This is a genomic window from Paenibacillus sp. FSL W7-1287 (genome assembly GCF_038004245.1).
Classification (GTDB): Bacteria; Bacillota; Bacilli; order Paenibacillales; family Paenibacillaceae; genus Pristimantibacillus; species Pristimantibacillus camelliae.
Map to the genome: position 1 here is coordinate 2,811,763 of NZ_JBBORD010000001.1, position 11,981 is coordinate 2,823,743.

Below are 11,981 nucleotides of genomic sequence, written 5' to 3' on the forward strand. Positions count from 1 at the left end.
TTGCCCTATTAGTTTTTCGAAAATTAACACACAATATAGTGCACGTATCAAGAAATGAGGTGATCGATTTGCAATCACACTTAAGCGATGGGCAGCTGAAGCAATTTAAGGAAGTGTTACTCGATGCACGAAAAGAACTGTTAGAACAGATAGATCGGCACTACAGAGAGTCATCCGTTGGCAGTGATCCTAACATAACCTCGGAGCTAGCCAATTATGATAATCATTTTGGTGATTATGGAACTGAGCTTTTCGAGCAGGAAAAAGAAATTGCCTTTCTGCGGAGAGAGCAGCGGCATTTATCAAAGCTCGAGGATGCGATCAAACGAATCGATGATAATCAATATGGTGTATGCAATGTATGTCAGCAGCCAATTCCTATTGAACGCTTGGAAGCGATACCCGAAACCGCAACCTGTGAGCAGCACTCGCCTCGAATCGAGGAATATAGAGCCAACTATGAGTATGAGCCCATTAAGATGGAGCAAATCAGTATGGACGATATGGACTATGCCGCTTATGACGGTGAGGATACGCTTCGCTCCGTACTCGATTACGGTAACTCCTCTTATGATGGCTCAATCATGATGCTCGATACCGAATTCGCAAGAGATCTTGAGGATGAATATGAGGGCTTCGTTGAACCCATTGAAAGCTTTATTGCAACTGATATTACAGGTAAAGATGTATTTGTTGTACGTAGTCAAGCATACCAACGCTATCTAAAAAATGATGAGGGCGATCATGACCTTGAAGATCTGTAACGTTTTCCTTTAATGTTACGGTTGGATATCGAGCTGATTTTGTACAATGCGTACAATATCTGCAATATAGTCTCCAATAATCGGCAAATTAAGTGCACCGAGCATTTGCAGTAAATAAAGGATGAGCGTTGCAAAAATGACTACACCGAGTGCTGAGCCGACTCCTCTAGCGATTCCGGCCATAAAATGGCGCCACATCAGCTTCATTGGTCGATTCATTAGATTGACATAATCAGCAATTTGCGTACGCTCTAAGTCATTCGTAACTTTTATTAGCCGTTCTTCAACAGCATCTAATGATTTTTTAAGCTGTGTAAGCTCCTTATCATCTTGTTCAGGCAACTGGAGTCATCCTTTCTTTATCTTTTATGTATAGGACAAGCCCGCTTGCCACTTTGGCAAGCGGGCTTGTATTAATATATCCCTATTTGCTAATGAAAATGCCAACCGTCTTGTCGCCTAGCTGTACATTTTCCATATGATCTACCTTCTGGTAGGATACTGATTGAAGCAGAACGTTATCACGAAGCACTTCTGAGAAGGCTTCAAGCGCAGCCTTAAGCTCATTATCAACGTCTAATACAAGCTCAATTCTCTTCTCGATTGGAAGATCGAGTTTCTTACGTGTATCTTGAACAGCACGAATCACTTCACGCACCCAGCCCTCTTGCTCAAGCTCAGGTGTAATATCCGTGTTCAGAGCCACCGTAACACCACTGCCAGATGCAGATGCAAAGCCCGATTTCGCTTTTTTCTCTACAAGCATTTCATCTAGTGTGATAACGAGCTGCTCGCCATCTTCTGTTGTGAACACATATTCCCCAGCATTTACAATCGCTCTTGTCTGATCAGCGGTCATATCCTTAAAGGACTGCTGAATTGGAGATACCTGCTTACCAAATTTCCGGCCGGCAACCTTTAGATTCAGCTTCAAGTTGAAATCAACAAAGCCGCTATCTGAATGCTGCACCGTAATATGCTTCACATTAATTTCATCTTTAATGATGTCTTCATAGGAAGAAAGATCAAACTCACGATCCAGTGAAACAATGAGCTCGCTAAGCGGCTGACGAGTTTTAATACCCGTTTCATTACGGACGTTACGAGCAAGCTCAACGATAACTTTGGAGCTTTCCATATCACGCTCTAGCTCAGCGTCGATAAGTGTCTCATCGGCAATTGGGAAGTCAGCAAGATGCACGCTTTCCCCTCCACCAAGATTCACATATACATCTTCAGCTACGAGAGGTGTATACGGCGCAATAATTTTCGCTAGCGAAATAAGCACGTTATGAAGGGTTTGATATGCAGCTACTTTATCCTCAGATAAGCCACTTCCCCAGAAGCGGTCACGTGAACGACGGATATACCAGTTGCTCAGTTCGTCAACGAACGTTTCAATCGCTTTTGCAGGATTTAAGAAGTCGTTAGCCTCGAGTCCTTTTGTTACTGTTACGATTAAGCTGTTCAATCGGCTAATGATCCAGCGATCCAGCTTATTGCTCGATGCCACTAGCTCATGCTCTTCATATTTAAATCCATCGATGGACGCATAAAGCGCATAGAATGCATGGGTATTTACAATCGTATCTACTACCTTGGATTTCGCCTCGGCCACAATGCCCTTCGAGAAGCGTTTGCTATTCCATGGCGCACTGTCCGCAAGCAAAGCCCAACGGAATGCATCCGTACCAAATTCATTAATGATATCCCAAGGGTCAATCACGTTGCCTTTTGACTTAGACATTTTTTGTCCATTTTCATCAAGAATATGGCCTGTGGACAATACCGCTTTATATGGTGCCTTGCCATTGAACAATGTAGATACAGCTAATAGACTGTAGAACCAACCACGTGTTTGGTCGATACCTTCACAAATGATATCCGCAGGATACTGATCAGCGAACTGCTCAGCGTTCTCGAACGGATAGTGCTGCTGTGCAAACGGCATAGAGCCACTATCAAACCATACATCAATAACTTCTGGCGTGCGGCGCATAACTGCCCCTTCAGCGAACGGACTCTTCAGTAGAATATCATCGACATAAGGCTTATGAAGCTCAATATCCTCTGGTACAAAATCAACGGCGCGATCACGCAAATCAGCGATACTGCTTGGTGCATACTGTTTACCTGTCGCTTCACAGATCCATACATTCAGCGGTGTACCCCAGTAGCGATTACGGCTAATATTCCAATCCACAAGATCCTCAAGGAATTTACCGAAGCGACCTTCACGAATATGACCAGGGTACCAATCTACTTCACTGTTGTTTTTAATGAGCTGATCCTTAACAGCAGTTGTTTCAATAAACCAGCTTTCCGTTGCATAGTAGAGCAATGGTGACTTACAACGCCAGCAGAATGGGTAGCTGTGCTCGTAGCGCTCTTTCGAGAACAATAGTCCCTTTTCACTTAGCATCTTCACGATATCAACGTCGCAATCTTTAACGAAACGTCCCGCAAGATCGGTAACCTCATCAATGTATCGGCCAGCATTGTTCACAACAGCTAGCATGCTAATACCATTTTGACGAGCAACTCGGTAGTCATCCTCCCCGTGTGCAGGTGCGATATGAACAATACCTGTACCGCTCGTATCACTTACAAAGTCGCCTGAGATCACAACATGACCTTTTTCAATCGCTACATAACCGAACGGTGCAGTGTAGCTGCGGCCTACTAGCTCGCTTCCCTTAAGCGTACCAATAACCTCATACTCATCCTTCATAACAGATGTAACTAAATTTTCAGCAACGATATATACTTCGCCGTCCTTGCTCACACGTGCGTATACTAGCTCTGGATTAACAGCAAGCGCCACGTTAGCAGGCAAAGTCCAAGGCGTCGTCGTCCAAGCGAGAATGAATTCGTTAGAATCATTCAGCTTGAACTTAACCGTAGCACTTAGATCCTTCACATCCTCATAGCCTTGCGCAACCTCATGTGAGCTAAGTGTCGTTTGACAGCATGGGCAGTATGGACTTACTCGATGTCCGCGATACAGCAATCCCTTCTCATGAATCTTCGAAAGAATATGCCATACACTCTCAATATAATTGTTGTCTAGCGTAATATATGGGTGATCCATATCTGTCCAATAGCCGATCGCTTCCGTAAGCTCACGCCATTGCTTCTCATATTCAAATACACTTGCCTTACATTCCTTAACGAATTTTTCGATGCCATAGGCTTCGATTTCTTGCTTGCCTGAAATACCGAGCTGCTTCTCAACACCAAGCTCAACTGGCAAACCGTGTGTGTCCCATCCAGCTTTACGGATAACGCGGTACCCACTCATCGTACGATATCGACAAATAAAGTCTTTAATAACACGTCCTAGCACGTGACCGATATGCGGTTTACCATTCGCAGTTGGAGGCCCTTCATAAAATACAAAGTTTGGTTTACCTGCTCGGTTCTCAATCGATTTTTTAAATGTATCTTCCTTTTGCCACTTTTCCAGCACTCGCAATTCACGAGCTCGTGCACGTTCCTTTACGTCAACACGCTGCATGCTTCTATCCCCTCTCGTTCCTCAGAAAAAAAAATAAACCCCGTCCCAAAAAGGGACGAGGTTGCTCGCGTTACCACCCTTGTTCCGTGCAAGCAAAAACAAGCTCAAACGGCACCTTAGTCAGATGATCCTTGTCATCTGCATCCTGTTATCGGTGGACAGCCGTCTACACTTACTAAGCATTCCTGCTCTTGTTCAGCGCAGCTTCTCGGAGATGATGTTCCGTAGATGTCTTGCACCGATTCTCACCACGCATCGGCTCTCTGAGGCATGAACATCTATGTACTTGTTCTCGTCATCGAATTATCAAATATACAATAGTTATATCGAATTACGTTCGTGTTGTCAATTGAAAATGATCTCATATTCTGATACAGTATCGCCCAATTTGGTAGCTATTATTCTACGGCAGCTACTCGATTTTCTGGCTTATTAATATCAAGACTTTCCCATGCTTCCTCGGTCAAAAGCTCAAGCTGTGCTTCTACAAGCGTACGGAAACGAGCACGATAGATCGAAGCTTGCTTTTTAAGCTCATCAACTTCAAGAGAAATTTTACGAGACTTATTCAAAGCCTCGTTGACGATACGGTCAGCATTTTTCTCGGCTTCCTTCACAATAAGCTGAGCTTCCTTCTTCGCGTTGTTGCGTACCTCATCGGCAGCCTCTTGCGCAACAATGATCGTCTTGCTTAACGTATCTTCAATGTTGGAGAAATGATTAAGACGCTCTTGTAATGTAAGAATTTGATTCTGCATTTCCTTATTTTCACGGATCATCGCTTCATAATCCTTAATGATCAAATCAAGAAATTCATTAACCTCATCTTCATCGTAACCGCGAATTCTTCGTGAAAACTCCTTGTTATGTATGTCCAATGGTGTCAATGACATTGGAGCACCTCCTATGAATATAAAAAGCGATACTTTTTTGATCGTCGATTACATTTGTTATTCGACAGCGCTATTCATTTTCCTGCATAATCTTAAATATATTTACCTATTTTCACACGTGTTCGACCTTTTTTTGTGACGCCATCGACCTGAAGCAGCTTAAATCGACCCAAGCCCTTGATCGATACGACATCGCCTTCCTTCAGCTGTGCCGAAGGATCCTCCACCGTTTTCCAATTAAGACGACAGCGCCCCGCCTTAATCGGTTCAACGATTTTCGCACGGCTAATTCGATAAGCATCGCTAGCAATGCCATCGAGTCGCATCGAAGCAACGGTAAAGCTCATTTCCTCTAGCTTCTGCTCAACAGGCTGAAGCTTATCGATATCTAGAACATCAGTTAGCACTGCTAAGCGATGAACCTGTCTAAGATTTAGATCAAAATAACTGGACAATTCTTGCGCCACAACGATATGGCAAAACGTATCATGTAGATGAATATCACCAACTTTTTCACGCTTTATGCCTAATCCAAGCAATGCACCTAGCATATCTCCGTGGTCCAGCTCACTAAATTTTTCACTTTGACTCGTCACTTGAAGAATAGCAAGCTCGGCATTTTCATATTCCAGATCACGATAATCCGGAGCGATAATCGCTCTTCTGCGCTCAGCTGCTTCACTGCCGCCTTCAAATTTCACATTGACTGACCCATTCCGATTGCAAAGCGTCGTAATGACGAACTGCTGTCTTGGATCTAAAAAATCAGTCCGCCTCAGCTCATGAAGCTCGGCGGACCTCTCTATCCATTCTTGCGCTCGATCAACAAACGCCTTCTCCTCGGAATGAAAATGACTATAGAAGCCTGTATTCATCATACACTCACCTTAGAAAAGTAATTAACACGGTACTGCTATCCCCGACCGAACAACAAATCGATTAAGTAGAATACACCGGATTGAATAAATCGAAGTGCAATAAAGGCAACGATCGGTGAAATGTCCAGCATGCCGCCGATTGGCGGAATAAATTTTCTGAAAATCGCTAGATACGGATCTACCAGCTTGCCGATAAATTGACCTATGGAGCTCTCACGAGCATTTGGGAACCATGACATCAAAATATAGGCCAAAATGAGATAGTAATACAGCGTAAAAAGCGTTGATACAATGGAACTAATCGTCATATACAAAAGTGTGTCACCTCATTTGTGTAATTATTATTCGGTCGTTAACTCCGTTATTGAACCATGAACCTCAACGGATTCAGGTGCACACAAGTAAATGTTCGGTCCAAGCTTGGAAATCGACCCATTTAGCGCATAAACTGTACCTGATAAAAAGTCTACGATACGCAAGCCCAAATCTGAACGTACACGCTGCAAATTAACGACAACTGAACGGCGGTTGCGAATCTCGTCTGCAATCTGCTGAGCTTCATCATAGCTTTTTGGTTCACTCAGCACCATACGTGTATTTTTTTGTGTGTGCAAGCTAACAACATTGCCGCCAACGCTTGTTAGATGTGTATTTCTAGATTGTTTACGTTGTTCAAAGGGATTCGTTTCGACTTCTTGCTCGTCTTGTGCAGGAATTCGTTCACGCTCTACAATTTCTTCTTCCTCCTGCAACCCGAAATAATTCATGAATTTACCAAATACGCTCATTGTTCATCCTCCTCTGTTCCAATAAGTATTGTGCCAAGCCGCACGTAGGTTGCCCCTTCTTCAATGGCGACCTCAAAATCATTGGACATGCCCATCGAAAGCTCAGTTAATGTGCAAGCGTCGCCTAATTGCTCAAGCAGGTTATCTCGAAGCTGTCTTAACCCTGCAAATACAGGACGAGTCTCCTCGGCCTTCAGCTCGAATGGCGCCATCGTCATTAATCCAACGGGAATAATTCGATCAAAACGCTCTAATTGCTGTAAGAAGTCCAGTACTTCCTCTGGAGGAAGTCCTTGCTTTGATGCTTCACCAGAAATATTAACCTGTACAAAGCATTTTACTGTAAGGTCTGCTTTTTCAGCTTGTCTCTGTATAGCCTCTGCCAGCGAAAGGCGATCCAACGAGTGAATGTAGTCGAAGCGACCGACTACCTCCTTGGCCTTATTGCTTTGCAGTGAACCGATATAATGCCAGATCGGATCTGGCAGCTCTGATTTATGCTCATGTATGTATTCCCATTTCGGCTTTGCCACCTGCCAGCGATTTTCTCCTAGCTCGTTAACACCTGCTTGCAAAGCTTCAATTGTACGCTCTGTCGATACATACTTTGTTACGCCCACAACATGAATATCTTCAACTGCTCGTCCAGAGCGAGCTGCAGCGGCTTCAATCCGCTTCTGCACGTTGTATATTCGCTCCTGTATGCTCATCTTGCCTCACCCTTTTCGAATTCCAATCCAGCTTGCCATGCGACCTGTTTTGCCATTCTCCATGCGATGACTATAAAACAATTGTCGAGAGCAGCCGGTACACCACTCACTTATTTCGATATGACTCGGCATTATTCCTGCTTTTATCATAATCTGTCGATTTATTTCTTTCAAGTTAATATGCGCGTGGCCCGCCTGTTTTTTTGTAAAAACAGATGCTAACGCTTCCCCAGGAAGCTCTAGCGTATGCCAAAGCTCCTCGATTCGGTCGATAACGACGTGATTCACTTCATAGCAGCATGCTCCGATTGCTGGTCCAATCGCACAGCGAATCTGCTCAGGCTTAGAATGATAGACCGTACTCATTGTGTCTATCATTTGCTTTCCGATAGCCGCTGCTGTACCCTTCCAGCCTGCATGAGCAAGACCAATGACCTGGTGCTCTGCATCCCAAAAATATAGCGGTACACAATCCGCATAGAAGGAGGTTAGCAATATATCAGGCTCATTCGTAAGTAGGCCATCCACTCCTTTTATCGCATCCTCCATACTGCTTCGGCCACTTCCCCGCTCCTTGCTAGTCACAATCGCGATTTGATTGCTATGAATTTGCTCACCATTGGTCCAAGCCTCGAAGCTCATGCCAACGCTATGTGCTAATTTTTGACGATTAAGCAGCACGTCTTCTGCATCGTCATTGACATGCAATCCAATATTAAATGTATCGAAAGGCGTCTTACTTACACCACCATTGCGAGTAGTAAAGCCTACGGTTAGTTGTTGATTATGCTCCATCCATTGCGAGAGCAGCAGCTGATGCTCCTCAGATTGATGCTGTACAAACGGTTCCAAGCCTCTCACCCCATGTGTGTTCATGTTTTTAGTGTATCCTGTTATGTTTGCACATGCAAATCATCGGTTTCATTTCGAAGATTTTTTGTTTCTTCTAGCCGCACAAGCACGACATCCTGCCCTATTTTTACAATGTTGCGCCATGGAATCACGATTTCTGAGCCTGTAGAACTAAAAAAGCCAAACATTCGCTGAAGCTGTGGGACAACGATCGCATCAATCTTTCCTTGTCTAAGATCAAGCTCAATATCACTAACATTACCTAGTTTCTTCCCGTCCACAATATTAATCACATCCTTGGACTGAAAATCTGATATTTTCATGACCTCACGCTCCTTCATCGCTATGCCCTAGTATATGATGGGTAAAAGCAAAGTATTTCTGGAGTTGTACGATAAAAAAGCTGCCTAGGAATATTCCTAGGCAGCTTGACTGACGTTACCATGCTTCGTAATGCAATTTAATTTGTTTTAACTAGCCTCGTACATTGTGTCATCACATATAGTTTGCTCGTATACCATGGATGACAAGCGCTTTGCAGGCAAAGGATCAAGTGTTGACGTATTTTTGCATTTGTCCAATAGCTGACTTTTCCAAGCGCGACACTTGAGCCTGCGAAATCCCGATTTCTTCTGCTACCTCCATCTGCGTTTTACCTTCAAAAAATCGCATAGATAAGATCATTTTTTCCCGCTCATTTAATCGCTGCATCGCCTCACGTAGAGCGATCTCCTCGATCCATGTAATGTCCTTGTTTTTATCATCACTAATTTGATCAAGCACATAGATAGGGTCGCCTCCGTCATTGAAGATCGGCTCGTAAAGCGAAACCGGATCTTGTATCGCATCGAGAGCAAACACAACGTCTTCCTTTGGTACATTTAACAACTCTGATATTTCATGAACAGTTGGCTCACGTGAAAATTGATTCGTTAGGCTGTCACGTGCCTGCAGTGCTTTGTATGCAATGTCACGTAAGCTTCTCGATACTCGTATCGGATTGTTATCGCGCAAATATCTGCGAATCTCACCGATGATCATCGGAACAGCGTAAGTAGAAAACTTTACGTTTTGACCTAAATCAAAATTATCAATAGCTTTCATTAGGCCGATACAACCGACTTGAAATAAATCATCTACGAATTCGCCTCGATTGTTAAATCGCTGAATCACACTGAGAACTAATCTTAAATTCCCGTTAACTAATTTTTCTCTAGCCCCCCACTCATTTCGGGTTTGTAGAGCTGTGAACAATTCGCGCATTTCAACGTTAGTAAGCACTGGCAGTTTAGCGGTATCTACGCCACAAATCTCAACTTTATTACGGGTCATTCTCATTACCTCCCAAGGGGAAACATTAACATTCATTATCTCCTTGGGGGATGATTTTATTCCTATTTTGACATTTTGCGACAGAAGGCAGGCTGCCTCTAACGAAGCAGCCTGCTCATAAAAAAGATAATTTTTACATAGGATAAAAATGTTTTATCGTATGTATGAATTGCCGATAAATCATTTTTAATGCAAATTGCTCTGAGCTGTTTACTCGAGGATAACGCATAATAATCGTGCATGCTTCACTAGGCTTTAGTCTTTTCCATGTCCATAGCATGCCTGGTCTGCCAGGCTCACTTAAGTAGCTGGCATGTGGACACACCTCTTGATCATTCGCAGCTAACACAAAATATTTACTGCTTAATACCTTTTCTACGGTTCCGCTATTCAAGATGTTCATCTTAACAATGACTGCCTGAGCATCGCGCTTTAGCTCCAGATTAGATATCGTAAGGTGATAACCGGCGTATTCAAGCGTCATCATGTCCTTGGACATTGTTGTGAACGGCATGACTTGCTACACTTCCTCTCGCATTATACATCTCAAGTTACAATACCTGAACGTCAAAGCATTTTATTGAATTCTTTTCGAAGACGCTTAATGATACGTTTTTCTAAACGTGAAATATAGGATTGAGATATGCCTAACATGTCTGCAACATCCTTTTGTGTTTTTTCCTCACCATCAGCTAGTCCAAACCGAAGCTCCATAATCACCCGCTCACGATCAGATAGCTTTTCCAATGCCTTTTGCAGCAGCTTGCGATCTACTTGCTCCTCAATATTTCGATAAATCGTATCGTTTTCTGTGCCTAGTACGTCAGAGAGCAACAGCTCATTGCCATCCCAATCTATGTTCAGCGGCTCGTCAAAGCTTACCTCTGTTCTTGTTTTATTGTTCCTTCGTAAATGCATAAGGATTTCATTCTCAATGCATCTGGAAGCATAGGTTGCAAGCTTAATTTTTTTCTCGGGGTCGAAGGTATTCACAGCTTTAATAAGACCAATCGCTCCAATGGATACAAGATCTTCAATGTTAATGCCTGTGTTTTCAAACTTTCTCGCAATGTACACGACAAGACGCAAATTTCTCTCAATAAGCATCGATCGAACCGCTTCGTCTCCTGTAGGCAAACGCTGCAGTAAATATTCCTCTTCTTCACGAGTAAGCGGAGGTGGAAGCGCTTCACTGCCTCCAATGTAGTAAATGGTCTCGGACTTTAACCCCAGCTTCAGCAATAACTTATAATAGGTAAGCTGCATACGTAATTTGTATTTAACTAGCATGTATCGATTCCTCCCTATCCTACGGATGATGTTTGATTAATCATTAACGATGGATGAACGATCGCTTGATAGGAGCCATCTGCGCTCAGCTGTCCACCATCAAATCCTATCAGTACTTTTGCGGCATCATAAACGATTTCGTTATGCTTAACTCTGACCAGATCAGGTCTAAGAGCAAGCATAAATTGAGCGTTTCGATTTACTCCTCGATAAGGAACGATTCGAATGCGGTCCTGCCATTTCTCCATGTCTTCATGCTCCGTGATCGTGCTTAGCACACGGTTCATGTCCCCTTGCTTGAGCTGCTCTACTAGCGCAAAAGGCAGCAGATGAGCGAGCTGGTTAACTTCAACAATCATGACAGGTGTCTTCGTTAATGGGTCATAGAGCTGATTGCCCGTATCGATAAGTCCATGGCAATGGGTGACCTGTCCAGCTAAGTGAAGCTCTACATCAGCAATATGCTGCTCCATAAGCTGCTGTTTACGTTTACTTCGAACAAAATTCATCCACAAATAGATAATAACCATACTGCATACAATGAGATAGAAGGTACCCATCTGCAGCTTCGTTGTCACTTCGCCACCAGTAAAAATAAGATTAGCCCAAACCTGCTGCGAGCTGCTCATGAGCATATAATATATACCGAGCAGTCCTCCAGCTAATACGAAGCTTATGAGATAGAAGCTTATTAAATCTCTTAAGTAAGTTTGCAAGGAATAATAGCCAAAGCTGATATAGATCATCAAAAAGGATATAAAAAGCTTTATCAATATGTGATACATGCCGCCTAAGCTCGGGATGAGCATGGCAAGTGTGTACATGGCTCCTAGTGCGGATGCTGTCAGCAGTCTCCAAGGCTTCGGTCGTACACCGCGTACCCAGCCCGTTAGTAATAATATAATTCCGTCTACTAAAAGCTCTCTTAGAAAGATGATATCAGCATATATAGCCATT

The 11,981-nt window shown here is 43.3% G+C and carries 14 protein-coding genes and 1 other annotated feature; of the genes, 1 reads left to right on the forward strand and 13 read right to left on the reverse strand.

Annotated features, from left to right (window positions below; all coding sequences use genetic code 11):
- Nucleotides 1-68: 68 nt before the first annotated feature.
- Nucleotides 69-764, forward strand: coding sequence for a TraR/DksA C4-type zinc finger protein (locus NSQ99_RS12845; protein ID WP_340837038.1), 696 nt, complete (start codon nt 69-71; stop codon nt 762-764).
- 15 nt (nt 765-779) lie between these two features.
- Here NSQ99_RS12845 and NSQ99_RS12850 read toward each other — a convergent pair whose 3' ends face one another.
- The 13 genes from NSQ99_RS12850 to spoIIGA all read right to left on the reverse strand — a co-directional run bounded on the left by NSQ99_RS12850 (nt 780) and on the right by spoIIGA (nt 11,980).
- Nucleotides 780-1,106, reverse strand: a complete 327-nt coding sequence (locus NSQ99_RS12850) for a DUF5665 domain-containing protein (RefSeq protein ID WP_251665657.1) — start codon at nt 1,104-1,106, stop codon at nt 780-782.
- 82 nt (nt 1,107-1,188) lie between these two features.
- On the reverse strand, nt 1,189-4,281 hold the full coding sequence (gene ileS, locus NSQ99_RS12855; RefSeq protein ID WP_340837040.1) for an isoleucine--tRNA ligase: 3,093 nt from the start codon (nt 4,279-4,281) through the stop codon (nt 1,189-1,191).
- A 48-nt stretch (nt 4,282-4,329) separates the two neighbouring features.
- Nucleotides 4,330-4,589, reverse strand: a binding site (T-box leader).
- 90 nt (nt 4,590-4,679) lie between these two features.
- Complete coding sequence (locus NSQ99_RS12860; RefSeq protein ID WP_251665659.1) at nt 4,680-5,174, reverse strand: DivIVA domain-containing protein; 495 nt, start codon at nt 5,172-5,174, stop codon at nt 4,680-4,682.
- A gap of 92 nt (nt 5,175-5,266) precedes the next feature.
- The gene (locus NSQ99_RS12865; protein ID WP_340838791.1) at nt 5,267-6,049 is read right to left on the reverse strand and encodes a YlmH family RNA-binding protein; all 783 of its coding nucleotides are present in this window, start codon (nt 6,047-6,049) and stop codon (nt 5,267-5,269) included.
- A 38-nt stretch (nt 6,050-6,087) separates the two neighbouring features.
- On the reverse strand, nt 6,088-6,360 hold the full coding sequence (locus tag NSQ99_RS12870; RefSeq protein ID WP_251665660.1) for a YggT family protein: 273 nt from the start codon (nt 6,358-6,360) through the stop codon (nt 6,088-6,090).
- Nucleotides 6,361-6,393: 33 nt separating this feature from the next.
- Entirely contained in the window at nt 6,394-6,840 is a 447-nt protein-coding gene (locus tag NSQ99_RS12875) for a cell division protein SepF (RefSeq protein ID WP_251665661.1), read from the reverse strand.
- Nucleotides 6,837-7,550, reverse strand: coding sequence for a YggS family pyridoxal phosphate-dependent enzyme (locus NSQ99_RS12880; RefSeq protein ID WP_251665662.1), 714 nt, complete (start codon nt 7,548-7,550; stop codon nt 6,837-6,839). Before NSQ99_RS12880 ends, NSQ99_RS12875 begins: the two co-directional genes overlap by 4 nt.
- Before the next feature lie 6 nt (nt 7,551-7,556).
- The gene (pgeF, locus tag NSQ99_RS12885) at nt 7,557-8,402 is read right to left on the reverse strand and encodes a peptidoglycan editing factor PgeF (RefSeq protein ID WP_340837043.1); all 846 of its coding nucleotides are present in this window, start codon (nt 8,400-8,402) and stop codon (nt 7,557-7,559) included.
- A 41-nt stretch (nt 8,403-8,443) separates the two neighbouring features.
- Complete coding sequence (locus tag NSQ99_RS12890) at nt 8,444-8,725, reverse strand: YlmC/YmxH family sporulation protein (RefSeq protein WP_340837044.1); 282 nt, start codon at nt 8,723-8,725, stop codon at nt 8,444-8,446.
- Between the two features lie 226 nt (nt 8,726-8,951).
- Complete coding sequence (gene sigG, locus NSQ99_RS12895; protein ID WP_251665665.1) at nt 8,952-9,734, reverse strand: RNA polymerase sporulation sigma factor SigG; 783 nt, start codon at nt 9,732-9,734, stop codon at nt 8,952-8,954.
- Nucleotides 9,735-9,867: 133 nt separating this feature from the next.
- Nucleotides 9,868-10,233, reverse strand: coding sequence for a hypothetical protein (locus tag NSQ99_RS12900; RefSeq protein ID WP_340837046.1), 366 nt, complete (start codon nt 10,231-10,233; stop codon nt 9,868-9,870).
- A gap of 68 nt (nt 10,234-10,301) precedes the next feature.
- Nucleotides 10,302-11,024 (reverse strand): RNA polymerase sporulation sigma factor SigE, encoded by a 723-nt coding sequence (gene sigE, locus NSQ99_RS12905; protein WP_251665667.1) that lies wholly within the window; start codon nt 11,022-11,024, stop codon nt 10,302-10,304.
- 14 nt (nt 11,025-11,038) lie between these two features.
- Nucleotides 11,039-11,980 (reverse strand): sigma-E processing peptidase SpoIIGA, encoded by a 942-nt coding sequence (spoIIGA, locus tag NSQ99_RS12910; RefSeq protein ID WP_340837047.1) that lies wholly within the window; start codon nt 11,978-11,980, stop codon nt 11,039-11,041.
- Between the last annotated feature and the right edge of the window lies 1 nt (nt 11,981).

What these genes read in the sequence shown, in the direction of transcription:
- ileS (WP_340837040.1), bottom strand. Translation starts at nt 4,281, where the DNA reads ATGCAGCGTGTTGACGTAAAGGAACGTGCACGAGCTCGTGAATTGCGA.
- NSQ99_RS12860 (WP_251665659.1), bottom strand. Translation starts at nt 5,174, where the DNA reads ATGTCATTGACACCATTGGACATACATAACAAGGAGTTTTCACGAAGA.
- NSQ99_RS12865 (WP_340838791.1), bottom strand. Translation starts at nt 6,049, where the DNA reads ATGAATACAGGCTTCTATAGTCATTTTCATTCCGAGGAGAAGGCGTTT.
- NSQ99_RS12870 (WP_251665660.1), bottom strand. Translation starts at nt 6,360, where the DNA reads ATGACGATTAGTTCCATTGTATCAACGCTTTTTACGCTGTATTACTAT.
- NSQ99_RS12875 (WP_251665661.1), bottom strand. Translation starts at nt 6,840, where the DNA reads ATGAGCGTATTTGGTAAATTCATGAATTATTTCGGGTTGCAGGAGGAA.
- NSQ99_RS12880 (WP_251665662.1), bottom strand. Translation starts at nt 7,550, where the DNA reads ATGAGCATACAGGAGCGAATATACAACGTGCAGAAGCGGATTGAAGCC.
- NSQ99_RS12890 (WP_340837044.1), bottom strand. Translation starts at nt 8,725, where the DNA reads ATGAAAATATCAGATTTTCAGTCCAAGGATGTGATTAATATTGTGGAC.
- sigG (WP_251665665.1), bottom strand. Translation starts at nt 9,734, where the DNA reads ATGACCCGTAATAAAGTTGAGATTTGTGGCGTAGATACCGCTAAACTG.
- NSQ99_RS12900 (WP_340837046.1), bottom strand. Translation starts at nt 10,233, where the DNA reads ATGTCCAAGGACATGATGACGCTTGAATACGCCGGTTATCACCTTACG.
- sigE (WP_251665667.1), bottom strand. Translation starts at nt 11,024, where the DNA reads ATGCTAGTTAAATACAAATTACGTATGCAGCTTACCTATTATAAGTTA.
- spoIIGA (WP_340837047.1), bottom strand. Translation starts at nt 11,980, where the DNA reads ATGGCTATATATGCTGATATCATCTTTCTAAGAGAGCTTTTAGTAGAC.